The organism is Flavobacterium rhamnosi (assembly GCF_048286515.1).
GTDB lineage: Bacteria > Bacteroidota > Bacteroidia > Flavobacteriales > Flavobacteriaceae > Flavobacterium.
The window spans coordinates 83,939-110,171 of sequence record NZ_JBLVPS010000006.1 but is presented as its reverse complement, the minus strand read 5'-3'; the positions used below and the strand labels follow the sequence as shown (position 1 = coordinate 110,171).

Genomic DNA, 26,233 nt, shown 5'->3' with positions numbered 1-26,233 from the left:
ACGAAAAAAGTAAAGACTATTAGTTGCTTTTTTTAATTAAATTCAAAACGATTTCTAAGAAATCTGTGGTTAGTCCTTAACTAAAGATGAAGTGTTCTCCATTATATTTCATGCTAATAAAACAACTTACTTTATGCCTTTGTAAATATTAAATTTCCTGTAATCGCTATTTATCTTGATTACTTTCTTCTTTTTAAAAATCTTTTCACATGTTACTGATGGTTCCAGAACGGTAGTATTCTCAATAATTTTCCCTGGATTACCCACAACAGTCACTCCGTCCGGAATATCGTTTATGACCACGGAACCAGCTCCAACTGTGCACCATTTCCCAATTTTTACCCCAGGGATTACAATGACTCCCGAGCCTATATGAGAGCCTAAACCAATGCTAACGTTACCTGACAATGTTACTTTTGGCGAAATGTGTACAAAATCCGCAATACTGCAATCGTGTTCTACTAGAGCTGCAGTATTAATAATCACGTGATTTCCTATTTTTGCATCAGAATTAATAATCGCATGTACCATAACGACGGTTCCTAGCCCCACAGTTGCTGACGGAGAAACAAAAGCTGTCTTATGTATACTGGTAAAAAAATTATAACTACTAAATCTCGAGCTAACTTTTTTTCTTATTAAATTATTCCCAATGGCAATAATCATGGCGACATCAGATTTAGGTGGTAGCATCGACATAGTGTTGAGAATAGGTAATTGTCCAAAACTAGCAGTTTTGGGAGCATCGTCAATCATTGCTTCTATTTTAGAATAAGTACTTGCTACCAATTCTGCAACAACTTTCCCATGACCACTCGCTCCAAAAATATACAGCTTTCTATTTTCCATCAAATCGTTCTATTGTTGCGCTGTTTGCAGCATTAATATCTTCAACTTTCAACAATTTTAGAAGGGTTTTAAAAATAATTCTAAAGTCTAACCTAAAAGATAGATGTTTAACATACCAAACATCATATCTAAATTTAGTTTCCCAATCTATTGCATTCCTACCATTAATTTGTGCCCATCCAGTTATACCTGGTTTTATCTTATGCCTTATTTTTTCAAAATCAGAATATAAATCCAAATATTCAGGTAATAAAGGTCTTGGTCCCACAATGCTCATATCGCCTTTTAATACATTTACCAATTGTGGAAGTTCATCTATTGAAGCCTTGCGAATCCATTTACCTATTACCGTCAGTCTTTCAGCATCTGGCAATAAATTTCCTACTGCATCTTTTTTATCGTTCATCGTTTTGAACTTGAATATGGTAAATAATTTCCCTTCAATTCCTGGACGTTTTTGCAAGAAAAAAATGTTGCCATTATTAACAAAAAACAGCCCCAAAGCAACGATACAAAATAGTGGACTCAAAACAATCAATCCAAAAAAGGCGAAACTAAAATCCAAAAAAGGTTTGAAACACTTTTTATACATATTCCATTTTAGGTTTTGCTAATAGGTACTCTGCTTGTTTGTATTCCTCTAAAATACAGTCCCAAATCACTTGTTGTTCATATCGAGAGGTTATCATTTTTCTAGCATTCGATTGTAGAGAAAGAAAAAAATCTTTTTCATCAATCATTCTCAAAACAGCTTTTCCAATTGCTTCACTATTTTTTACAGGAATAATAATCCCGTTTTTCCCATCTATTATAATTTCGTTGCAACCATTTATATCACTCACAATTGACGGCAACCCCATTGCACCAGCTTGTAAAACAACATTTGGAAATCCTTCCCTATAACTGGCAAAAACTAATACTTTACTAATGGCCAGATAGGGTCTAATATCTTCTTTAAAACCTGTAAAAAGAATATTTTTGTTTTCTTTTATCTCTTCTTGAGTCAAGTCATCAAGCGGATCTAAATCCTTTTCTTCCATTCCAACCAAAAGTAATTTTACACTCGAATTTTGTTTTATTAATTTTTTAAAAGCCAATACCACTTCATTAATTCCTTTATCCCCAACTAAACGCCCGACAAAAACAAAAACAAAATCTTCTGCTTCAATTCCCAACTCTGTTTTCAAGCTTTGCTGTTGGGATTGTAAAACTTCTTCTGAAGAAAAATGTTTTGTATTGATTCCGTTTGAACTGCCATTACCAATGATTTTTAATTTTCTATGTTCCGTAAATTTATTTGCCAAAATAAAATCATACAACCCTTTTGAGTTTGGATAAACCGTAGTGGCACAAGAATACGTAAGTTTTTCAACACTTTCTAATACAATGCGTTTCAACCCTTTTGTTTCCATTAGCGGTAATCCGGCAACTGTATGTAACCTGATTGGAACACCGGCACATTTTGACGCAATCATTGCCACTATTCCAGCTTTTGGCGTGTGTGAATGGACAATTAACGGATTTTCTTTTTTTAGAAATAAAAACAATTTTACAACAGCCACTAAATCATGTATTGGGGTAATTTTTCGGGACATTTCTATAGCAAATGTTTTTACCTTTTCTTTGATTCCAATTTTTTTTAAATATTCATCTTCTGAAGCTACTGCGGTTACTTCGTAAAAGGAATTCATGTAATTCAATTGACCCGACAATAATTTATCTAATGAGAGAGGAACAGTTGTGATTCGGATTAATTTATTTTCAATTGTTTTCATACCAATTCATAGTCGTCTTTCTCCTTTGCCTTGAATTAAACCTAAATAAGATTTAAAAAAACTAAAGAAAATTATTATTTTTATCTGAAAAAAAAGATTAATAGCTCCTTTTTTGAATAAAAATAATATCAAAATTTGATCTATGTGAAATCAATTAAAACCTTTACAATAATTTAAAATGGAGAAGGATTATGCTATTAATAACCGTATAAATTGTTAAGAAACAACAAATGAATTACACCTCGGATTCTAACGATTGCCGGTATGAAAAATGCCAAAAAATAAATACAATCAACCCCGGTAAAAACATATTTCGCATCCGAATCATTATACCAACATTTCCTAAAGTTTGTGAAAATGCAAGCGTACCAATGACTAAAAAATAAACCATTCCTTGAATAACAAATGGTGCGTTTTTAAAAGTTTGCAAGGGGTTGTTTTTAAGTACCGTAAAGGACAATACCAATAAAAGCAAATTTTCAAATGATGCCAAAACGGATGGGATTCCATTGATATCAAAAAAGAATGGGCGATACAGAAAAGTAAAAACCTTTAGAGGAAAGGGATAGGAAGAAATATCAACGGCAGAACCCGTGTGAGATCTACTCAATAAAGCTGCCTTTCCTACTGAAAATTTATCAAAACTATCAACAGAAGCTTCTTCTATTTTGGCAAATTCCATTACCATTGGTAATATGACAATCGAAACTCCAATCATTACCCCGAAAAATAACACTCGCTGTACTACCGAAATATTTCGTCCTGAAAAATAAGCCATTCCGAATCCTAAAAGCATAAACAGAGTTATGTGGGGCCTAATAAAATAGGCCAATAACAATCCCAAAATAATCATGGGCATCCGCTTGATGGGCTGCATTAAACCATAAGTAAAGATAGCAATACAAAAAAACAATAAAGCATCTTTACCCACAGCACAACTCCAAAAATGCAAATTAGGCAGAAAAAACAAAAGCGGAAATAAATAATACCCTTTAAATTTCGGGTCATTTGGAATCAATTCTACCGCCATTACGTAAAAATATGTCAATCCAATAAAACCAATTAAACTATATAGCATAGTCCCGGTAAAATAAGACAAGTCTAAAACATTAGAAGGATAATAATTTAACGCCAGTATAAAATAAGTCCCTTGATCTTCGGTTAACGAATAGATAAAATCTGCGTAAGACATAAACTTAGCTTGTTTCCAATATCCTACCGCATCGCCTTGAACAAAAAAACAAAAGTAAGCTCCGAATAGTATATGAAACAGAAACATTTTTTTTAGCGTACTCAAATTTTCTTCTGAAAGTTTTGCTGCAAAACTTTGAATGAATGAATACCCTAATACAAAAATTAAGACAGTAATAAAGAAATCCATATTTATTTTATCAATTTAGATTTTATAATTTGCATAGCCTTTTTTTCAAAAATATAATAATACACATACCCTACAACACAAGAAAGAATCAATACCAACACCAATGCAGCAATCAAACTTACAACAGAAGTTATTTTAGGAAACAATCGAACCAAAATCATTTGCAAAGGATTGTGAATTAAATAAATAGAATAAGTGGCATTACCTATCAACATCATCAATGCGGTAGCATTAATTTTGAAATTATAATAATTAATAGCTATGTAAATAATTAAAAATGCTGCAATAGAAAACAACAAGTTTACGTCAAATTTAAAGATTTTTAAATGGTTAAATGTACAATACAAGAATGGTATAAGTGATGAAATAAGTATTAAAAATGCTAAAATTATATTTATTTTTATTTTTCTAACAATCACTAATGCCAACAAGAAACCTAAAATAAATTCGATATTATAGATTGAAAACAGGATTTTAACAACAGGATTATCCAAAAAATGCAAGGAAGAAGATGGCGAATATGTAAAGATGATTATGGATGTAAACCATACCAAAATGAAATAATTCCAAACTCTTTTTGAAAAAAAAGAAATACTAAACAAAAGATAGAAACAGAGTTCAAAAGAAAGTGTCCAAGCTACGGATAACGCTGGATTTCCGTGAGGAATTAAACTTAATGAAGTTAGTGTACTAATGGCTCTACTTCCATTAGAAAAACTAGGTAAAAGCGTATAGACAACTAACATGAGTATCCCTATGGGAAGATAGGGAACATAAATTCGTATGAGTCTGTTTTTTATATAATTACTAAATGAATTTGGTTCATTATAATTGTAAAAAGCCGAATACGTGATTATAAATCCCGACAGCACAAAAAAGAAGTCAACCCCAAATTTCCCAATAAACGCGACATAATCAAGAAAAGGATATTCCATTTTATGATAATATCTTATGGAGCCAATAGTATGATGCAGCACCACCATCAAAGCGGCCATTCCTCTAAATAGTTGTAAAACATCGAGATATTGACTTTTAGGTGCGCTATTCATTTGCTAAAACTGATAGTAGTACAGCCTGTTTATTTTGAATACTGAACGCTGACTCTACTTTAATTCTGCCTTTTTTCCCTAACGATTCTCTCAGTGCCCTATCTTCAATTAACTGGCTTAATTTATCCAGCCATTGTTCTTCTACTCGTACCAAAAAACCACTAATACCCTCATCAACAACTATCTTATTCATTCCAACTGATGAAGCAACTACAGGAACACCACAGCCCATATATTGAATTAATTTGTAGGCACATTTTCCTAATTCCCAAGGAGTATTTTCTAGTGGCATGATTCCTATATCAAATTGTGAAATCAAATCCACTTCGCTTTCTTCTGTCCATTTCAAGTATTTTACATTCGTGCCTAGCCCAAGATCTTCTGTTGCACCTATTATATGCAATTCAGCATTGTATTTTTGGAATAATTTCGAGAAAACAGATTTATTATTTTTTACATATTTGAAAGTTGATGGAGAACCTATCCACCCTATAATAATTTTAGAATTGGCATAATTACTTTTGGCTTTGTACACATCAACATCAATTACTGTTGGAAGTATTACTATCTTTTTAGCACCAGACTCTTTGGCTCTTACGCGCAAATAACTATTTCCCGCTATTACACAACCACTATATTTCATAACATTATTAATCTTATTTTTAAATAAAAACGAGATTAATTTGTTGGTACTTAAATCATAATTATGAAAGATAGCATCATCATAATCAACTATATATTCTACCTTTAATAGATATAAAACCTTTTCAAACCAACTAAAAAAATAAGGAAAAAGTTCTTTTTCGATAACGATTCTATCGTATTTATAAATAGAAAACAGCTTGAAAAATCGAGTTAGATAAAATTTCAGGAGCTTACGTTTTGCTATTCGCTTACCAGAATACAGATTACTTAAATAGTCCTCATCAAAAAAAGGACTAACACTAACAGAGATTCCTTTTGCTTCCAAAAACGGGAAGTATTGGTAACTTCGTAACCTGCTGCTAGCTCCGTTTCTACTGTATTTTGTTAAATAAAGTACTTTCATCTTAATTTATCTAAAGCGTTGCAATAACTCTCTGCACTTTTTTCTATCGAACAAAAAGGAATGGCATACTTTCGTATTTCCTCAAAGTTCGTTTTGCCTAAACCGTCAATAAACAAAACTGCATCATCAACACGATTGGGATTTTGATGGTGGTATAAAAAACAATTCGGAACACCATTGAGAATTTGTTCAGTATCACCAATTCCTACCGATGCAATGGTTGGAATTCCCATCAACAAGTATTCGCCAAGCTTGATTGGAGCTACGCCCTGCATACTGAATTTGGGTTCTCTAATCGCAAATGCCACATCAGCAACCGACAGATAATTGGGAACAACAGCAAAAGGGACTTTCAATACAATTATACTTTTCTTAAATGCCGGTGAAATTCTTTCATTGGCAAATGCAACATTTCCGGTTAGAATCAAAAACAGTGCAGACGGATTTTTTTCCTGATACTTTCTAAAAATAGCCATCATTTCATCCCAGCCATATTGTGGCCCCAATGAACCGCAATAGATCAAAAGTTTGGCTTGATCCGAAAGAGACAACTCCTTTCGTATTTTTTGTCTTTCGGACGGATTCGGTTTAAAGAAATCAGTATTCCTTCCGTTAAGCACTACCGAAAATTTATTTAAATTAGTATTCTCTAATGTTTGAGAATGGATATTTATAGCTTCATGAGAACGTGTTAGCACAACATCAGCCTTCAACAACATTTTAAATTCTTCCTTCTTAAAAAATTGATATTGCTTGCTGTTTCGGGACAAACCCGAAAAATCAGCCCGCTCTTCTATTGGTAATCCATCAGCATCAAATACCACTTTGAAATTACGTTTTGGTATTCGATTGATCATTATGGCCGGCATTGTACTTCTTGGCATTACAATACTGATGTTGTTATTTTTGATGTACTTTTTCAAGAATTGTATGCCTTTGTATACTGTAAATAAATTACCTAAAACCGCAATGGGCTTTCTATCAATCGTTCTTGAAGAATAAACAAGATGAAAATCTTGGGCTATTTTTTGCGTAATCATTATTTTTTCAGGTGCACTCCAAGTAAATTGTACGATATGAAAAATATATTCTGATTGCATTTGAACTTGGCTTAAAATAGGCATAAATAATCCTTCCATATAATTGGTCTGCGGTCCATCCCAAGTGATAAAGAGTATGTTTTTCATAATTAAATTTCAGATTTACTTGCTGCGCTTTGAATAGTAGTATAATTGCTTTTCAATTTTAAAAATCGTTTTTCGAAATAGTGATAAGATAGGTGAGCCACCATAATGATACCTGGAATAACCAAAAGATAAATCAATAACAGTCTTATCCTTTTATTTTCAATTACGTAATAATTAAAAACAAACGCCATTAAGTAAATTACTAAAGGGTTATAGACATACAACCCGAAGGAAATTTTTCCTAAATAATCAAATAATTTATTTTCTAAAGAAATCCATTTATCAGGATTATTAATTTGATTAAAAATAATAATTAAGGTAAAAACAGCAATTATCTCGTGATCAATTATAGAAGTAATATGAAATTTATTGAAGGCTACAATAGCAAAAAACACCCAAGCTAATAACTCAACCCAACGCTTATTGAAAATTTCCAGTTTATGACTATTTTTAAAATACAAATAAGCACCTAATCCTCCTATTACAAGACAACCAAATCGAGTGTAATTTACAAAAACCAGAATGTTGTATGGTGCATAAAAAATCCTGAGAATCAATTTCAGTAAAACGAATAAAATTGGAAATACCATTAAAAATTTGAATACGTTTTTGCTCTTTTTAACAATCCACGGCCAAAAGGCGTAAAATTGTTCTTCTACACCTAATGACCAATAATGCCCAATCATAAAAGTCATTATTTTACTACCCGCACTTGTATTTATTAGCCCTACAAATGAATTTTTGAAATTTGGAACGATAAAAAGATAAAACAAAATGGGCCATTGAATATTCGAAATACCATTCAATAAAATCACAATAAACAAATACAAGTAATACAAAGGCCAAATACGCAAAATCCTTCTCATATAGAATTTTTTCATATTTATTGTGCCAGTTATCTCAAATTCCTTCAGTAATAAATAAGTAATTAAAAACCCACTCAACGTAAAAAAAATGGTAACACCGTAGCTGGCTAAATCCAACAATTGAGCCTTAGGTAAACCATAATAATCCAATCTGTTATTTATATGGGTAATTACAACCGCCAAAGCAGCAATAGCTCTCAACCCATTTAATCCTGGTAAATAAATTCTATCTGTCACCTAAATTCAGCTTATTTAATTTAACTTTCTTTTTCTGTATCAATTCTAAATATAAGTTCGCTACATCTTTGACATAGCGTTCTTCGGTGTAGTTCTTTATGGCTTTATCAAAACCATTTTTACCAAACAATACGCGCAAATCAGGATTGAGACCTACGATTTCAAGTTTTTCTGAAATAGCTTTTACATCAAATTTATCAACTAAAAACCCCGTCTTATTATCATCAACAATATATTGCATCCCACCTACTCTTGTTGCCACAACGGGCAATTTATGGAACATGGCTTCCGCCAAAACCAATCCAAATGCCTCATAAGCCGATACCAAGCAGAAGACATCAAACAGCGCATAATAATCCCCAATTTGATTTTGATAACCTGCAAAAATCACCTGATCTTGAATTTGAAGTTCGGCAACTAATTGCACATAACTTGCTTTTTGGTGTCCGTCACCTACTAAAACTAATTTAGCTTTATGATTTTTTTTGATGAGAACTGCAAAGGCTCGTATTAAATCCGAAAATCTTTTGTGCGCATCCGAAGACATTCGTCCCACGGAGCCTATGACAATTTCATCTGGCTTAATCTGGTATTTTTCTTTTAAATTTTGAACAACAGCTTGAGACACTGCTTTTGGAACAGCAACACCATTGGTAATTAATAGCACTTTATGAGCAGGAAGGTGCAATTTATTTTTAAGATAATCAGTAGCCGCGGGTGATACACCAACCACTTTATCGGCAGCAAAACTCAAAATTTTCAGGAGTAGATTGCCTTTCCATCTTCGGTTTTGGGGATCGGAAGTTTCCTCGAGAATGATTACAGGAACACCCTTCAAATAACCATTAATTGCCGCCATAGTAACGCCTTCAAAAACAGCACCGTGTATGATATGAGGTTTAAACACGTCAATGATTTCCATCACTTTTAAATGTTGTTTATAATCCATAAAAGAACCTAAATCTCCAATAGCAATAACTTCAATACCTTCTTTACGTACTTCGCCAGGAAAAGGACCAGCGGCATTGGTACAAATTATTTTGAGTTCAAATTTAGATTTATCTAACAATTTTGCTAAGGATAACCGCCTACGTTCTACGCCTCCTGATGCCATTGCGTCTATAATGTGTAATACTCTAATCATAATTTAGATTGGTATAGTGTTACTAAAGACTTTGTGTGTGTTTGTAAAGAATATTTTTGAATAACGGTTTGATTTGCTTTTTTGCCCATTATAACTCTTGAATTCTGGTCTAACAAGTAACATTCTTTTATTTTTTCGAACAAATCTTCTTCCTTATTAATGCTAATTATCCAACCATTTTCGCCGTCTTGAATGAGTTCTTGTGCTGCGCCGACACAGGTAGTTATCGATGGTTTTTGCATATACATTGCCTCAAGAAGGGAATTAGAAAATCCTTCGGAAAGAGAATTCAAAACATACAAATCGGTTTGAAAAAAATAATGAGCTGTATGCTCCTGAAAACCTACCAAATCTACTTCGTTTTGAAGCGCTAATTTTTTGATTAAAGCTAGTAAACTGCCTTTTGAACTTCCGTCACCAACAATCGTATATTTTATTTTGAATTGCTCTTTTTTTAATCGCAGCACCACTCGAATGATTCCTTCAATATTTTTTACAGGTTCAAGTCTTGATACTGACAACAATTTGAATGTACTATTTTTAGAAACCTTTTTTGACGTTTCAAGCTTAGGAAAAAGAGCGAAATTAGACACCACTTTTAATTTATGGGAATCAATTTTGTAATTGTTTTTTAAATTATCAATCACACTTTGTGATTCACCCATTACATAATCGGATAATTTATAAATATAACTAAATAGTATTTTTGCTTTTTTTCCATGCTTCGGAATACCTATTTCTTCCGATATAATTACAGGAATTCTTGCTAGTCTTGCTGCTATAACACCATGAAAATTGGCTTCTGCACCGGATGAATGTACTACGTCTGGCTTTTGTTTTTTGAAATAAAAATAAAGTTTCCAAATTGTTTTTAAAGACGGTATTTTATGAGAAAGATGAAAACAAACCGCTTGTTTACCATTTGACAGTATCTTTTTTTCGGCAATACCTCCCTTGCCAATAGCACAAAACAGCCATTCATTAGCATCGGAAAAAGTGGCTAAATTTGCCATTTTAGATTCAATTCCACCAAAATCGAGAAAAGTTGTCAGTCGTATTATTTTCATATTAATTAAGAATAAAACGAATTACAAATTTCATATACAATCGAATCCATTTGCTAAATCTATTTGATTTCAGTAACACAATACCAACCCGCAATGGTAACGTGTAAACCAAATTCAATAAAAAAAACTGATATTCGTTCTTTATGAGCGCTGCTTTAGCAAACAAATGCGACTCGGAACCGTAATAATAGGGATATAAATTAAAGTAAACATAAACACTCACAAATCGGTTAAAGTGCTCGTCTTCGCTAGATTTTAGCAAATTTTGATACTTTTCATTTATGGCTCCCACCAAAGTAGTTTGAAGACTTCCTTTAGAATTAGTTGCCTGATTGGCATCTTCATCCGAATAATAAACTAAAGTATTTTTGATATAAAAAGCATTGCCTCCACTTTGAACCGCTCGAATCCAAATATCAATATCTTCTCCTTTTTTTAAATAGGTGTTAAACCCCACATCTTTTGTAAAAAAGTCGGTGGTGATAATGGTAGAAGAGGATGAGAAATAGGTGTTTTTGAGTGCAGATTTAAAATAATTTTCGAATTTAAAATAATCCAAAGTACCCGAATCCATTGTTAGAAATTTCTTATTTCTGGAGTAATGTGTACCGATTATCTTGATGTCTTTTTCGGCATCAATGACTGTTTTTATTTTTTCAAGAAATTGATTGTGCCAACAGTCGTCTGCATCCAGGAAAGCTATAAAAGGATATTTTGCCTGTTGGATTCCAGTATTTCGTGCCGCAGAAACGCCTTTATTTTCTTGATTGATTACCGTTATAGTATTCGGATAATTATCCAAAATAAAATGCAAACCATTATCGGTTGAACCATCATTGACCAAAATGATTTCAAATTCTTGAAATGTTTGATTCAAAACAGCATCCAAACAACGCTGAATGTATTTTGATTTATTATAATATGGAATGATTACAGAAAACATGTATTGATTTGTTTATGCATTAATTTATTTCCATTGGACACTTTCTTTTATCACTTTTGCTGGAATTCCCGCAGCCAAACAATTGGGAGGAATAGCTGTTGTAACTACGGAACCGGCAGCAATAATAGCTCCATTGCCAATAGATACTCCTTTAAGAATAGTAACATTGGCCCCGATCCAAACTTGGTTTCCTATTGTAATGGGTTGCGTCATTAAATGCTCTTTGCCAACAATAGCGTGGGTATCACTATCCCAAATGGTAACATTTTCGGAAATGGCCACACCTTGTCCAATCGTTAACTCGCCGTAGCACCTTATTTTAGCGTACCTATTGATATAACCACTGCCTAAATTAAGTTTGGCATTTTTGAAAATCATAATATCACAACCACTATGAAAGAAAAAAGTGTTTTGAACATTAATTTCTGAGTTTTCATACATTTCAATATTACCAATAAAAGGGTCTTTTTTGGTAATATATCTGTTGATCGCTAAATGTCCCAAATTCAAATTAATTTTTGCGGTTTTGTGAATAGAAAAACTACACTTCCCGAATAAGAGAATACGGCTCATATTGCTTCTAATTCCTTTGGTTCTTACATTTATTAAAAGTGTTCTAAACTTTAATAAATGAATATTTGATGCGTAAATTTTTTGAATAGATGATGGCATACTTTAGATTAAATTAAGAACCTTTTGTTTCAAATTCAGTACTATTTTTTTTTCTAATACCACTAATACTAGAAAATAAACACTACTCCCCAAACCTATTTTCAGCAACAAACTAAATAGCAAAGACATAGTGCAAAAACTATTTAAAATTATCAAACTAAGAGTCATTGCTGCTGTGGCGAATAATACTCCTTTTAAGTACCTAAAAACTTCGATTAGCGTAATATTAAGTTGTTTTATTGCCGTGTTATAAATAGGTCCAAACAATAGTAAACTGGCAATTAAATAACTCCAAGAAACGCCTTTTAACCCATAATTGACACCAATGGTAAAGGCGATAATCAAAATAATATTTGTAAATAAAGACACTTTAAAAGCAATCGCCACTTTCCCTAACGAGTTATATATCAAACCGTTTAAAGAAACAATAGATTGCAATGCGCCCAATCCGCTCAAGATTGAAAGTATCGGAATCATAGCTGACCATTGTTTACCAAAAAAAAGTAATACAAATTCTTTGGCCACCAATGAAAGTCCAATCATCATAGGAAAAGTAAGAAGTGCTATGTATTTAATGATGCTTAAATAATATTTTTTTAACAACGCTAAATCACTTTGTTTTTGTGAAAATGCAGGAAACATGACTTTGGTAACAATTGTGGTAACATTTCGAAGCGGTAATAGCATTAAGGAATAAGCCCTAGAATACAAGCCTAAATCATAACTTCCCAACACTTTCCCAATTATAAAATTGTCATAATTTCTGGACCAATAATTTACGCTGGTATCGCCTAGAAAATTCAATCCAAAATGAGACAACTCTTTTATTTTATTCCAGTCAAACATAAGTAATGGTACCCAGGATGCAGTAATCCAATACAAAAGAGTGTTCACAATTGCTGTGGCTAGCGTCATCCAAACCAATGCCCAAGCACCGTATCCTCGATAAGCCATTACAAATGCAATAGCATAGCCCACAATCATGGCAATCCAATTAATGATTACTTTTTTCTTGAACTGCAGGTTTTTTATAAGTAAATTAGACTGGACCGATGCCACTGAAGTTATGATAAAAGACAAACTAATAACCCTAATCAAAGCCGTTAACTCAGCTTGCTTGTAAAACAAACTAATATATGGTGCGCATAAATAAAAAAGCAAATACATCAGGAATCCAATTCCTAAATTGAGCCAAAATACGGAGGAATAATGAGCATTGGTAATCTTTTCTTTTTGAATTAATGCTGCGCTAAAGCCTAAATCAATAAATAACACTGCAAAATTGGAGAAAATTGTAATCATTCCAACTACACCAAAAACAGCCGGGCTCAGTATTCTGGCCAAAAAAATACCAAAAATTAAAAAAATAATTTGCGATAAAATCTGATCTATAAAAGTCCATTTCAATCCGTTTTTCACTTTGTTCTTTAAAGTCATTGCTATTTTTCGAGGCGTTAAAAAAAGTGTATTAATTCAGGATGTGAGACCATTTTTTTATAATAGCATCATTAAAAAAATAAAATTGAATTAGGGATTTATTCTCTTTTGCAAACTCTTTTTCTGATCGAAGGTTTTCAATTAGAAAGTCCAATTTAATTTTTAATTCTAAAAAATCATTAATTTCATGATACTTCAGCTTTGCTTTTCTAAATGTTTTGTAGGGCAACCAAGAACCCGCAATTACAACATTTGAAGCGTATAACAATTCCAACATAGTACTACTCAAGGCATCCGAAACGGGAGCATGGATAAAAATGTCAGATGCCAATCTAGAAACGGCTAATTCTTCATTTACAAAAAACTTTTCTAAAATCACAAAAGAACATCCAATTGCAAGTAAAGCTTCGTTTAGTTCTTTTCTATATTTCTTCTTTCCGGTTTCGGTTATAGCGTAATTTAAGTTGATAATTAAATGTAATTTGTCTTTATGAATGCAATTTTGTAAAGCAGTAATTATTTTTAAATGATTGTTAAAAGGGCTTCCGCTGTGTCCTATCAACACATTTATTTTATCGGATGCATAGCCATATTTTTCTTTAAAAAGAGTTGTTTTTTGCTCATTTTGCTCATTCAAATCCATTTGAGCATAGATTCTTTCTTCGATTGGAAACATCAAAATTTGAATTTTATCGTACAGATTTCTTCCAAATTTGGACAAGATAATTTCTCTTAATTCTATTGATTGACAAGTAATCGTGGTGGCTTTGTGGAGTGCTTTTTTTACAAAATAAAAATTCAGGATATCAGTTGTTCGCAACAAATCGGATCCCCAAAAGGAGCATACTATTTTTTTATTTTTGGGAACCAAGAATAATTCTCGTAAATAACTGTATTGCATAAAATGAAAATGAAAGGTGTCAAATTCTTTAAAATTTTTATTTTGAAGAAAAAATGCTTTGGCTTGAATCTGTTTGACAACAAAATGAAATGCTTTTGGAAATTTACCTTCTACAAAAAGAATAAAAAAATATGTTGCATAAAAATGTCTGGAAAACAAGCAATAGAAAAAGGACTGTAACATTGATATAGCCGAAATTTTTGTGACACTATTTTTATTGTCATACATCCAGGAATCATTGTTGGATTCTTTATTTATTTCAACATAAAACGGTGCAGTAATACTAAATTCAGCATCAAACTTTTTTAACGAGGCATATAAAAAAGACAGAAAATTATTTTGTCCAAGCCCTAAAACCAGTATTTTTTTATTCATAATGGGAATCAATACTATAAATATTCTTTTGTGCCCATAAGCAGTTTGTAATAACTATCATTTCTGATTAATGGTAAAAGACTTAATTAAAAAAACTTCCTTCTTATTGCAAAAAGAACTCATTTTGTCTGTTACATAAAATTGCTTCGCTTGAGTAAGTCCCATTTGGACACCAATTTTAATCAAAGCAACCTATGGATTAATCAGTTAAAAAAAGAATTACCTTACAAATCAGAAATTGAATTATATATCAATAAAAATGATTTAGGTGGTTTCCAATCTGTTTCTTGCAAAAAAATTAACAAGTAGATTGTCCTCGAATAGACTTTTCTTTTTGGAAAAAAGAGACTTAATTTTAATTTTCTTTTTCTTTTTCTTAAAAACACAATCAATAACATTTTTGATTCTTGCTTTTTCTTCTTCAGTAGTATTCGATCCAGATGGTAGGCATAGTCCTTTTGCAAATAAACTTTCGGCAACGTTGCCGCCATAATAAGGAAAATCTTGGTGTAAGGGTTGCAAATGCAGGGGCTTCCAAAGTGGTCTGGAATCTATGTTTTCAGCCGCAAATGCCAACCGCAAATCATTACAATCTATTCCATTAGTTTCAGCTGGATTAATTGTTATTACCGACAGCCAATGATTAGAAAAGCAATCCTTATTTTGCACGTCATATACATAAACACCTGGGACATCTTCAAATAGTTGCTTATAAAAGACTTGCATTTTTCTTCTCAAATTTACAAACTCGTCTAAAACTTCCATTTGGCCACGACCTATCGACGCACTAATATTACTCAATCGATAATTATAACCGACTTCCGAATGTTCATAATGAATTGCATTGTCTTTAGATTGTGTTGCCAAGAAAATGGCTTTAGACTTAATATCTTCTGAATGACTTACCAGAGCGCCACCACCAGAAGTGGTAATAATTTTATTGCCATTAAATGACAAAACACTTATGTCTCCAAAAACACCACATTTTTGACCCTTGTAGGAACTTCCTAAAGCTTCTGCAGCGTCTTCAAGTATTGGAATTTGATATTTATCGGCAATTGATCGTATCATTTCAATTTTATATGGATTACCATATAAGTGGACTGTAATTATAGCCTTTGGCTTTTTACCTAATTTAATTCTATCAATAATCGCTTCTTCCAGTGCTATCGGGCAAAGATTCCAAGTATCCTCTTCACTATCAATAAAAACAGGAATAGCTTTCAAATATAAAATAGGATTAGCAGAAGCTGCAAATGTTAATGACTGGCAAATAACTTCATCTCCTGCATTCACACCCAGAAGTATCAATCCCAAATGAATTGCTGCGGTTCCGGAAGATAATGTAGTCACATGAACATTATTTAAATATGTTGTTAAATCTCTTTCAAATAAATCTACGTTGGTACCCATGGGTGCAACCCAATTAGAATCAAAAGCCTCTCTAATATACTTTTGTTCATTACCTCTCATATGTGGAGAAGATAAATATATTTTTTTTCTATCCTTCAACTTGAATAATTTATGGTATTTTTTAAAAAAAAATCATCAATAAATTGATGCTGTAAAAATATATAAATACTTATAAAAAAATTATGTAAAACTTAAAGTTAATCATTTAATAACACTCTATAAATCAGCTAAAAAACCCAGTAATAGAAGCCATTAAATCATAATCAACTACACGTCAAGAATAAATTTTTTAAATAAAAAGGCCGCCAAAATTGGCGACCTGAATATAACTTAAGAAAAACTTGAATTATTCTTTAATTAATTTTTTAGTTATCACTTCATTGTTTGAAGAGTTAACTAATTGAACGATATAAATTCCACTATTTAAAGAAGAAATATTTTCGCTGAATGTGTTAGTACCTTCTTGCAATTGTACTGACCTAGGACTAACCATAATTGTACCATCTAAAGAATAAATTGCAATTTCAAGAACACCTGCTTTTGAAGCAGTTATGTCAATATTGAAATCACTAGAAGCTGGATTAGGATAAACCTCGGTAGTACTAACAGTAAGAGCCTCTTTAGTAGTTGAAGACATTCTAGCAGTAGGACAAGAAGTAGTAGCTAATGTAATTGACTTAATAGCGCTAGAAACACCACAAGCATTTACAGCAGCAACTGTTAATTTATTTGTAGTTTTTAATGTCGAAACCGCAGCAAAATTAATTTCAACCGAGTTTGTACCTTGACCAGAAACAATTACCGCACCATCAGCTACCGTCCAAACATAGTTTATAGCTCCAAGAACAGCAGGAATAGTAAATGTTTGATTAGCACATCTTTGGAATGTAGTACCACCTGTAGCAATACCTATTGCAGGCATCAAAGTTGATAAAGCAAGTGATTTGTTTGTAAGACTAGATCCAACTCCGTTTACTGATGCAACAGCAATAGATTTAGGAGCAGCAAGAGTGGCAACAAAACCAGCAGGATAAGCAACTGTAAATGTCAAGTCAGCAGTCGCCAATACATTAGTAGCATTAGATGCGTTGCTTACAGATGTTACAACTGACCCTGCTGGAGCAGTAATTACATAAGAATTTGCCAGTAAAGAAGGAGTGATTGTATAATCGTAAGTACTATTACCACATACACCAGCTATTTGGCCTGCAAGCGCAGTAATAGCAGCAGGAACGGTTGAAGTTAATTTCAACAATTTAGCCGTAGATGAAGTTGCAGGAACAAGTGTACCATTAGTACTAGTTACAGAAGCACCCATGCCATTTACAGCTTTTACACCTAAGTATAAAGAAGTTGTACCAGCAGCAACACCTGCAAAATTAACCGTGATTACATTAGATGTACCACCAGATAATTGATTAACACCAGTTGGCAATTCCCATGCGTAAGAGGACGCAAGTAATGAAGGAGTCGCTGTCAATGTGAATACAGTTCCTGTACCAATAAATTTACTGATAACGGTTACAGCTGTAGTTGTACTAACAGCATCATTTGTTACTTTTATTGCTGACGGAGCAGCCGGTAAAACAGCTTTTAATGTCAACAATTTAGCAGTAGAAATAGTTGTAGGGTCTAATAAAGCTGTGTTGGCAGTTACAGAAGAACCTGTACCATTTTTAGCTTTTACACCTATTCTTAATACATTTGTTGGGGTAACGACAGCTGATACAGGATTTACTGAATTGTAATTGTAACTATTCAAATTAGTCACACCTGCAAAATTAACCGTGATTACATTTGAAGTACCTGAAGTAACACCCGATGTAGTAGTAGCACCTGATAATAAGGTAACACCAGTAGGCAATTCCCAAACATAAGATGTAGCTGTTGCAACAGGAGCTGCAGTTATGGTTAATACCGTAGGTTGCCCCATGTATTTAGCAAAACTTGTAACAGCAGTAGGTATTCCAGTAAGAGGCAATGGCAATAAAGCATCGGTCATTTTTATAGTAGTAGGTGCAGCAGGCAAAGCTTTAGTAAGTACTAAAGTTTTAGCAAGACTATTACAACCAGCAGCATTTACAGCAACCACTGAAAGAGTACCTATTGATCCAGCCGCTGCAGGAACATTGTTGAAATTAACAGTTACCGTATTTGAACCTTGACCAGAAATGATATTCACTCCTAGTGGCGCAGTCCAAAGGTAAGAAACGGCACCTGCCACATCTACAATAGAATAAGTCGCTGTAGTTGTAGTTCCCACTAAAGGACCTTGGGCAGCAGTTCCTGTTATTGCACCTGGTGTAGCTAATATGGGATTTACATTAACAACAATTTCAGCTCTTGGACCTACTGTACCATCAGCATAAACTTGAGCAACAAAATACGATTTTGTTGAAGGTGCTGTTGAAGTTGCAGGTGCTGGAGCAACAGTTAAAGCAGTAGCAATAGTTGCAGTAGAATACCATTTTAAAGAAACACCACCATTTAAAGTAGCCGTTAAAGCAGTAGCAAGAGTTCCTTTACATACATTAACAGGAGTAACAACAGTTGGAGCCACTTTAGAAACCAAACCTGTAAAGTTTGAACCAGAAAATGCAGGTGAACCTGTTCCAGGTCTGTAATCTAATCCTGTATATACAGTAGCATCAGAAGTGTTGTATGGCAAAGTTAATAAACCAGCACTTGCAGTTTGATTTGTATTACCATTGGCAGCAAACCATGATGTCATGTTGAAGGCAGTATTATTACCTGTAGTAATAGTACCAGGAGCAGTTACTTGTATATATTTTGAAGTAGTAACGATACCTGCTAAAATGTTGTTTTTGAATCTTAATTCATCTGCTACAGCATTATTTTCAGCGGCAACACCATCAATATGAAGTCCTTCCAGGAAATCCATAAAGATTGAATTGTAAATACTCAATTTAGAAGCTCTTCTTATTCTGGCAATTCTTTTATATCCAGAAGCTAAAGTACCACCGTTTGTCAAAGTTGTACGATAAGATGGTCCGATTAAAGTACAGTTTGTAAAAATTGCACTTGTGTAAGGAGAGACTGTTGTTCCACCTGCATTATTATCAGACTCAAAACCTTCTGAAGTAGAAACTGCAGGAACATCAGCAATTTGTGGATCTCTAATCGCTAAAGCGTATTGCACTTTACCGCTAAATCCATTATCCGTATCAAAATCGTCATCTAAATTTCTGTAAGAAACCAAGTGTTTACAGTTTACTGAACCACCAAACCATTCGAAAGCATCGTCATTAGCGAAAGACACTTGAACATAATCAATTGTAGTTCCACTACCAACAGCTCCCATTGTTAATCCATTGATTTCACTATTTGGAGCATAAACATATCCTCCAAATTCTATTCTAACGTATTTCAATGTACCTGAATTATCTGTATCAATTGGAGTTAATCCTCCTCCATATTGCGTATCTGCTGAAGCAGTAATACCTTCAATATTGTTTACACCACTGTTCAAGTTGAATGAACCATTTCCAAGAAGGATAATTCCTCCCCAGTCTCCTTTACTTCTTGAACCAATGGGATTATTAGAAGTAAATACAATTGGACTTGTAGCGGTACCAACAGCATTTATTTTAGATCCTTTAGTAATAATCAAAGCAGAACCAGCACCAGCACCTCTAATAGTTACACCTGGCTGAATAGTTAAAGTCGCACCGTTTTTCACATACGTTAATCCTTGTAAAAGGTACGTATTACCTGTTGTCCAAGTAGTATTCGCAGTGATTTCTCCACTTACAGTGATTCCAGTTGCAGAATACACAGCATTTTGTGGGTCATAGTTTGTCCAATTGTTTGTCCACATTGCTGCAGGAGCGGGAGCAAAAGCACCTCTGTATGAAGTAAACTCTATCTCACCAACAACAACTGGGGTAGCCGATAATAAACCTGAAAAAACAGCATCAGAAAAATCCGCACCTGTTTCAACAATAGATCCAGAAGCTGGTCTATAATCCAATCCTGTATAAGTAGTAGCATCAGAAGCATAAGCAGCAGTCAACAAACCTGAGTTTGAAGCCACTGTTGAATTTGAATTCGCAGTATACCAGTTCGTCATGTTGAAGGCAGTATTATTACCTGTAGTAATAGTACCAGGAGCAGTTACTTGTATCACTTTTGAAGCAGTAACGATACCGGCCAAAATGTTGTTTTTGAATTTCAATGTTCCTGCAACAGCATTATTTTCAGCAGCTACTCCATCAATATGAAGCCCTTCTAAAAAATCCATAAACAAAGAGTTGAAAATTTTCAATTGTGAAGCTCTTCTAATTCTAGCTACTTTTTTATATCCAGTAGCTAAAGCACCTCCGTTTGTCAAAGTTGTACGATAAGATGGACCTATTAAAGTGCAATTTGTAAAAATAGCACTTGTTGCAGGAGTTACAGTAGAACCGGCCGCATTATTATCAGACTCAAACCCTTCGGAAGTAGAGACAGATGGATTATCAGCAATTTGTGGATCTCTAATTGCTAAAGCATATTGTACAGTTCCACTATACCCATTATCTGTATCAAAATCATCATCTAAGTTTCTGTAAGACACTAAGTGCTTACAGTTTACTGAACCACCAAACCATTCGAAAGCATCATCATTAGCGAAAGATACTTGAACATAATCAATTGTAGTTCCTTTACCAACGGCACCCATTGTTAATCCGTTAATTTCGCTGTTTGGAGCATAAACATACCCACCAAATTCAATTCTAACATACTTTAAAGTACCCGAACTGTCATTGTTATCCGGAGTTAATCCTCCACCATATTCGGTATAAACGGAGGCTGTCAGACCTTCTATATTATTCACACCACTGTTCAAGTTGAAAGCCCCTTTTCCTAAAAGAATAATTCCTCCCCAATCTCCTTTGTTTCTTAAACCAGTAGCTTGGTTTGAAGTAAATACAATTGGACTGGCAGCAGTACCAATAGCATTAATTTTAGCCCCTTTAGTAATCACCAAAGCTGCACCAGCACCAGCACCTCTAACAACAACACCTGGTTGAATCGTTAAAATAGCGTTGTTTCTCACATTAATAAGACCCGATAATGAATAAGTATTACCTGCAGTCCAAGTAGTGTTAGCCGTGATATCAGCACTAACAGTTACAGTTGCAGTCGGATAAACCGTATTCTGCGGATCATAATTTGTCCAACTATCTGTCCACATGGCTGTGGGAGCTGGAGCAAAAGCACCTCTGTAAGAGGTTTGTTCAATTTGAGCACTTACCATATTCACGATAAGCAGCAAAATTGCAATTAAATAGTTTTTTTTCATTTTTCTTGTTTTTTTGTTAAACAGGACAAATCTATATTTAACTAAAAAACTGAATGCCAACTAAAAATTAAATAAACAAAACATTTGAGTAAATTGATTGTTATCAAATTTAACGAATTGTAAATAACTCATTTTAAGTAAAAAAGGTAATTTCTCTACTATAAAACACCTTGCAAAAATATTTTTTAAGTAAATACAGAGTAATATAGAATCCCTTTAAAGAAATAAAATATTATTATTATTTAAACCAGGATAGGAGAAAGTAAACCTCTTTAGGAAAATTTGAAAGGCTTACTATTTAGATGTCAAATTCTTTTAATCTTGAAACAAAATAACCATTAACTTTGCCTCCGCTTAATTTTGCATTTAACATTTGATTCAAAAAAGATTGCATGTTATTTGTTTTTTGAACACCTATAGAAGGATCTAAGTCTACTTCTTCAAAAGGCAGAGCTACATTCTCCACGATGAATATTTTTTTCACACCCTCATATTTACTATACTTTTTTATAATAAGGTAAATTAACTCATGATAGATTTGAAAACTTAAATAATTTTTTTTGACTCTTGCTTTGTCATCTTTTATAATTTTAGCATTCAAATAAGGAACGAATGAATCGTGAGATACTATTTCTCTAGTACAATTTTGCAGACCAATAAAATCAAAATCAACTTGAATTAAATCATCGTCGCCAATGCTTTTATATTTAGCTATGCCTTTCAAAAAAGGCAATGATTCTATTGGATAACCCAATCCCAACGAAGGCTCAATAAAAATTCGATTTAACAACGCATCAATTCGCTCAACGGCTTTCATATTTTTATCACTATAAGTATTTGAAATAATATAATGACATGAAAAAAAAGTTCCTACCTGAGTAGTCTCGGCAGTAATTTTTTTTATAGTCTTAAAACCCACAGATTGACATAGTAAAGTATGGTGCAAAGCGGGTAAAAAATTATTAGAACCTTTCTTTCCCGAAGAATCTATACCTAAAAAATGACCTGCTCCAGTAAAAAAGGAAGGTTCATTTAAAACAATCCAATAATTAACTTTATTTTTAAATGCAGTTACACAAATAGTTACATAATTTTCAAACCAATCTAAGATTTCACGATTAGACCAGCCGCCTTTTTTCTCGAGGGCTAATGGCAAACAAGAGTCATGCAGTGTTACAAAGGATTCGACTCCATTTTCTTTACAAATATCAAGTACATCATTATAAAAATTAATGGCTTCCTTATTTATTCTTCCAACTCCATCGGGAAGTATTTTGGACCAAGATAAAGAAAACTTAAAATTAGAAATTCCTAATTGCTTTATTAAATCAATATCTTGTTTATATTTTTCTAGTTCTATCTTATAAAAAGAAACATCAATAGTTGAAAATTGATGTTTTGTGTTTAAAAAAACGGTGTCTTCTGCCTTTTTCACTACTGGATTTTCACCCGAAGACATGCCCCAGAGAAAGTTATCGCCAAAATCATATGCCTGAAACATTAATGAACTCTTATTTGAATTATCTACAATCATTTTAATTCATGAATAATTTAAAAATTATAAGTCGCAGATAATGAAAAGCTTCTTCCAAATTTGGTATCCCAAATAATATCATCGTCTGCAGCATTATAGCCATCTTCATAATGATAATCTCCAGTAAAGACTTGGTTAGCTAGCGTTTCTAATGCACCATAATCAACACTATTTCTATAATTATTTTGATAAAAAATCAAATCCTGAGCCAGTATATTTTGAATATTAAACTTTAATTCTAATTTGTTCTTCAAAAATGATTTGGCTACTTGCATATCTAAAAAAGTCCTTCCTTTTTCCCATATTGCGGGCTTTATTTCACTAGATGCATACGCAATCCTGTTTCCTGCTCTGTTACTATTTGCCGAAAAAGCCCAGCCATTTTCTACATTCAAATACTGCAATCCCGCATTAAAAATGTAAGGAGATTGTCCCTGTAATGGTCTTGATTTTTCTAGATTTCCAGATTTCAGATTGGAAACATCCACTTCAGATTTTATGACTGCAACATTTGAAAACAAAGTGATATCATCGAGAACAGTTGTGTTTTCAGATTTAAAAATAGAACTCAATAAAAACCTAAATTCAAGCTCTATACCACTATTTTTAGCACTCATTGCATTTTTATACGTAATTGTTTTATTATTTACGCCTTGTATAATTTCGATTGGGTTTTTAAATTTTTTATTGAAATAGGAAAATGAAAGTACCTGTCCTTTTCCTGGATACAGTTCATATCTAAAATCTAAATTTTGTATTTCTGCAATTTTCAAAGAATCACCTTGCGTAAAAAATTGACTCGTAAAATCATAAAAACCAAACGGAGCCAATTCTCTAAATTCTGGTCGGTTCAATGTTTTAGAATAGCTAAATCTAAGATTTTGTTTTTTATCGATGGAGTAAATCAAATTAACGGAAGGTAAAAAATCTTTTTGCTTATTATTCAATTTAGAAGGCTTACCATTGTTATCTTTAAAATCTAAAGTTTGATTATAATCTTCTACCCTAACTCCCCAAACCAATCTAAAACTCATATATCTGTTGTCTAGCATCAAATATGCTGCACGCAAATCGGAACCTGCCTGATACGCATCCGTATACTTTGAAGCATCATATAATGTAAATCCATTTACAACAGGTGTTACTCCTGCCGGAGAAATAACCCCCATGTTAGCTTGATCAAAAATAGTGGCATCAGGGAGTTCTAACAAAGAATAATCAAAATTTCCTCCTAATGTATAAGTGTTATATTGCAATTGACGAGCAAAAAAATCTCTATCTCTCCTCTGAAAAAAAAACCCTGTTTTTAGTTCATTTATCGATTTTTCACCTATATTAAATTTTTTAGCTATATCAAATTTACCTCCAGAAATAGATTCTTTATTTTCAGAAAAAAACATTCCTCCACCATAATCAGCACCACCATTTCCATTAGCAATCTCCGCCACGGGAATTGTCTCACTAGGAACAGAACTGTTTGGATCCGTAATAGAATAAATATTTCTTCTTAAGTTTGGAATCGATCTATTGATATCACTATAAAATCCAGTCCAATTGAATTTAATTTTAGGTTTAGAAAAATAATGCTCTCCATTTAATTGTCCTGAATAAATTTTATTGCTGGTAAACCATCTAACGTTAGCACTTATATACCTTGTATCATTGACATCTTTTTGTCCATATCTATCCACAACCAAATCGGTTGAATTGATACTAAAAATATTTTTAAAAGTTACAGCATGATTATCGTTAAACTTGAATGAAAAATTTGCCAATGCGGATGTTAACACCTGTTGACTGTAGTTATCATCAGAAAATTTTGCTGTCAATACAGAAGGCACCTTTGGGTCTGGATTATCCCAATCATTTCTGGTGGTTTCAGTATAATTAAAGGTTTGGTTATTGGAAACCGAAAATAATACTCCTAAAACTTTCTCCTTAAAATCAAAATGATGCCCTAAGGTGTATTGAAAATTCAAATTAGGCAAAAACTTTTCATCATTAATCTTCCAATCTGTCTCGAAAGTTTGAGCAACTTTTGCTTTATCTTGGGGCGTTAAACTATTAAAATCTTCCATACTAGGAATTGTCGATGCTATCGCTCTTGTTCCATCATCAAGCCCTAACCAATCGGTTTTACCGCCTTCATAACTTTTTTTATCTTTAAAAGTAGTAATTGTATTGTATCCTGAACCAATTGTTATGGATTGAAAATTTTTATCTGGAACTGCTTTTGTATTGATTTGGATAACTCCTCCTGCAAAATCTCCAGGTAAATCAGGGGATGCCGTTTTTGTGATAATTAAATTATCCAACATATTAGACGGAAAGACATCGAAAGAAAATGCTTTTCTATCTGGTTCTGAACTCGGTAAAGGAGCGCCATTCAAAAATGCGGCATTATATCTATCATTTAGACCTCTGATAATAACAAATTTATTGTCTTGTATACTGGCACCGCTTATACGTTTCAAAACATCCGAAGTGGTTTTGTCTGGGGTTCTTTTAATGGTTTCTGCTGAAATACCGTCTGATACGCTAACACTATTTTTTTGCAGCACCAATAGCGATTTTACAGATTCTGTCTTAGCCCTAGTTTTAGTAATAACAACCTCATTAAGTTCATTTTTGTTTTCTACAAGGGTTGTGTTTAAATAAGTGATTTCATTTTTTGTTGTAACTACCTCAGAAATAATTTTTGACTTGTATCCTATATAAGAAAGTTCAACTTCATAAATTCCTGTAGCAATATTTCTAAAAATAAATTTTCCGTCCGAATCTGTAGAAACACTCAATTTTAAATCTTTAATAATAACATTTACTCCAGGCAGAGTTCTACCATTAGAATCATCCAAAACAGATCCACTTATAGTACTATTTTGACCAAAAAAAGAATGCGAAATCATTAAAATAACAAAGGCGTAAAAAAACTTCATGTTCTATTTTTTAATTATAATCGCAAAATAAATGCAAAAACCAAGAATCAAGGTTAACTTAAAATTAACAATTTATGATTTAAGTTCTCCTACAGTCATTTGAAGCAAAAAACA

General features: G+C 32.9%; 17 protein-coding genes and 1 pseudogene. All 18 read right to left on the bottom strand.

Annotated elements, in window-relative coordinates; all coding sequences use genetic code 11:
- Positions 1–126: 126 nt before the first annotated feature.
- The 18 genes and pseudogenes from ACNQGN_RS07135 to ACNQGN_RS07050 all read right to left on the bottom strand — a co-directional run bounded on the left by ACNQGN_RS07135 (position 127) and on the right by ACNQGN_RS07050 (position 26,119).
- On the bottom strand, positions 127–849 hold the full coding sequence (locus ACNQGN_RS07135) for an acetyltransferase (RefSeq protein ID WP_417987147.1): 723 nt from the start codon (positions 847–849) through the stop codon (positions 127–129).
- Positions 839–1,441: a sugar transferase gene (locus ACNQGN_RS07130; RefSeq protein WP_417987146.1), complete on the bottom strand. Its 603-nt coding sequence runs from the start codon at positions 1,439–1,441 to the stop codon at positions 839–841. Before ACNQGN_RS07130 ends, ACNQGN_RS07135 begins: the two co-directional genes overlap by 11 nt.
- The gene (locus tag ACNQGN_RS07125; protein ID WP_417987145.1) at positions 1,434–2,624 is read right to left on the bottom strand and encodes a glycosyltransferase family 4 protein; all 1,191 of its coding nucleotides are present in this window, start codon (positions 2,622–2,624) and stop codon (positions 1,434–1,436) included. Before ACNQGN_RS07125 ends, ACNQGN_RS07130 begins: the two co-directional genes overlap by 8 nt.
- 235 nt (positions 2,625–2,859) lie before the next feature.
- Positions 2,860–4,005 (bottom strand): hypothetical protein, encoded by a 1,146-nt coding sequence (locus ACNQGN_RS07120; RefSeq protein WP_417987144.1) that lies wholly within the window; start codon positions 4,003–4,005, stop codon positions 2,860–2,862.
- Between the two features lie 2 nt (positions 4,006–4,007).
- Positions 4,008–5,054, bottom strand: coding sequence for an acyltransferase family protein (locus tag ACNQGN_RS07115; protein ID WP_417987143.1), 1,047 nt, complete (start codon positions 5,052–5,054; stop codon positions 4,008–4,010).
- Positions 5,047–6,102, bottom strand: a complete 1,056-nt coding sequence (locus tag ACNQGN_RS07110) for a glycosyltransferase family 4 protein (RefSeq protein ID WP_417987142.1) — start codon at positions 6,100–6,102, stop codon at positions 5,047–5,049. The genes ACNQGN_RS07115 and ACNQGN_RS07110 overlap by 8 nt, the downstream gene beginning before the upstream one ends.
- On the bottom strand, positions 6,099–7,289 hold the full coding sequence (locus ACNQGN_RS07105; RefSeq protein WP_417987141.1) for a glycosyltransferase family protein: 1,191 nt from the start codon (positions 7,287–7,289) through the stop codon (positions 6,099–6,101). Before ACNQGN_RS07105 ends, ACNQGN_RS07110 begins: the two co-directional genes overlap by 4 nt.
- Positions 7,290–7,291: 2 nt before the next feature.
- Complete coding sequence (locus ACNQGN_RS07100) at positions 7,292–8,392, bottom strand: acyltransferase family protein (protein WP_417987140.1); 1,101 nt, start codon at positions 8,390–8,392, stop codon at positions 7,292–7,294.
- A complete protein-coding gene (locus ACNQGN_RS07095) occupies positions 8,382–9,536 on the bottom strand; it encodes a glycosyltransferase (protein ID WP_417987139.1) in 1,155 nt (384 codons plus the stop codon). Before ACNQGN_RS07095 ends, ACNQGN_RS07100 begins: the two co-directional genes overlap by 11 nt.
- Entirely contained in the window at positions 9,533–10,603 is a 1,071-nt protein-coding gene (locus tag ACNQGN_RS07090) for a glycosyltransferase (protein WP_417987138.1), read from the bottom strand. The genes ACNQGN_RS07095 and ACNQGN_RS07090 overlap by 4 nt, the downstream gene beginning before the upstream one ends.
- A 1-nt stretch (position 10,604) precedes the next feature.
- Entirely contained in the window at positions 10,605–11,546 is a 942-nt protein-coding gene (locus ACNQGN_RS07085; RefSeq protein WP_417987137.1) for a glycosyltransferase family 2 protein, read from the bottom strand.
- Positions 11,547–11,591: 45 nt separating this feature from the next.
- Positions 11,592–11,741, bottom strand: a pseudogene (locus ACNQGN_RS07080) (DapH/DapD/GlmU-related protein); the annotation flags it as partial.
- 480 nt (positions 11,742–12,221) lie between these two features.
- On the bottom strand, positions 12,222–13,655 hold the full coding sequence (locus ACNQGN_RS07075) for an MOP flippase family protein (protein WP_417987136.1): 1,434 nt from the start codon (positions 13,653–13,655) through the stop codon (positions 12,222–12,224).
- A gap of 31 nt (positions 13,656–13,686) precedes the next feature.
- Positions 13,687–14,931: a hypothetical protein gene (locus tag ACNQGN_RS07070; protein ID WP_417987135.1), complete on the bottom strand. Its 1,245-nt coding sequence runs from the start codon at positions 14,929–14,931 to the stop codon at positions 13,687–13,689.
- Between the two features lie 264 nt (positions 14,932–15,195).
- On the bottom strand, positions 15,196–16,404 hold the full coding sequence (locus ACNQGN_RS07065) for a DegT/DnrJ/EryC1/StrS family aminotransferase (protein WP_417987134.1): 1,209 nt from the start codon (positions 16,402–16,404) through the stop codon (positions 15,196–15,198).
- A gap of 286 nt (positions 16,405–16,690) precedes the next feature.
- Positions 16,691–21,649, bottom strand: coding sequence for a T9SS type A sorting domain-containing protein (locus tag ACNQGN_RS07060; protein ID WP_417987133.1), 4,959 nt, complete (start codon positions 21,647–21,649; stop codon positions 16,691–16,693).
- 298 nt (positions 21,650–21,947) lie between these two features.
- A complete protein-coding gene (locus ACNQGN_RS07055; protein ID WP_417987132.1) occupies positions 21,948–23,183 on the bottom strand; it encodes a glycoside hydrolase family 1 protein in 1,236 nt (411 codons plus the stop codon).
- A 17-nt stretch (positions 23,184–23,200) separates the two neighbouring features.
- Complete coding sequence (locus tag ACNQGN_RS07050) at positions 23,201–26,119, bottom strand: TonB-dependent receptor (RefSeq protein WP_417987131.1); 2,919 nt, start codon at positions 26,117–26,119, stop codon at positions 23,201–23,203.
- Positions 26,120–26,233: the final 114 nt, after the last annotated feature.

Bases quoted from the DNA above. Each gene is read 5' to 3' on its own strand.
- ACNQGN_RS07135 (WP_417987147.1), bottom strand. From the start codon at position 849: ATGGAAAATAGAAAGCTGTATATTTTTGGAGCGAGTGGTCATGGGAAA.
- ACNQGN_RS07130 (WP_417987146.1), bottom strand. From the start codon at position 1,441: ATGTATAAAAAGTGTTTCAAACCTTTTTTGGATTTTAGTTTCGCCTTT.
- ACNQGN_RS07125 (WP_417987145.1), bottom strand. From the start codon at position 2,624: ATGAAAACAATTGAAAATAAATTAATCCGAATCACAACTGTTCCTCTC.
- ACNQGN_RS07120 (WP_417987144.1), bottom strand. From the start codon at position 4,005: ATGGATTTCTTTATTACTGTCTTAATTTTTGTATTAGGGTATTCATTC.
- ACNQGN_RS07115 (WP_417987143.1), bottom strand. From the start codon at position 5,054: ATGAATAGCGCACCTAAAAGTCAATATCTCGATGTTTTACAACTATTT.
- ACNQGN_RS07110 (WP_417987142.1), bottom strand. From the start codon at position 6,102: ATGAAAGTACTTTATTTAACAAAATACAGTAGAAACGGAGCTAGCAGC.
- ACNQGN_RS07105 (WP_417987141.1), bottom strand. From the start codon at position 7,289: ATGAAAAACATACTCTTTATCACTTGGGATGGACCGCAGACCAATTAT.
- ACNQGN_RS07095 (WP_417987139.1), bottom strand. From the start codon at position 9,536: ATGATTAGAGTATTACACATTATAGACGCAATGGCATCAGGAGGCGTA.
- ACNQGN_RS07090 (WP_417987138.1), bottom strand. From the start codon at position 10,603: ATGAAAATAATACGACTGACAACTTTTCTCGATTTTGGTGGAATTGAA.
- ACNQGN_RS07085 (WP_417987137.1), bottom strand. From the start codon at position 11,546: ATGTTTTCTGTAATCATTCCATATTATAATAAATCAAAATACATTCAG.
- ACNQGN_RS07075 (WP_417987136.1), bottom strand. From the start codon at position 13,655: ATGACTTTAAAGAACAAAGTGAAAAACGGATTGAAATGGACTTTTATA.
- ACNQGN_RS07070 (WP_417987135.1), bottom strand. From the start codon at position 14,931: ATGAATAAAAAAATACTGGTTTTAGGGCTTGGACAAAATAATTTTCTG.
- ACNQGN_RS07065 (WP_417987134.1), bottom strand. From the start codon at position 16,404: ATGAGAGGTAATGAACAAAAGTATATTAGAGAGGCTTTTGATTCTAAT.
- ACNQGN_RS07060 (WP_417987133.1), bottom strand. From the start codon at position 21,649: ATGAAAAAAAACTATTTAATTGCAATTTTGCTGCTTATCGTGAATATG.
- ACNQGN_RS07055 (WP_417987132.1), bottom strand. From the start codon at position 23,183: ATGATTGTAGATAATTCAAATAAGAGTTCATTAATGTTTCAGGCATAT.
- ACNQGN_RS07050 (WP_417987131.1), bottom strand. From the start codon at position 26,119: ATGAAGTTTTTTTACGCCTTTGTTATTTTAATGATTTCGCATTCTTTT.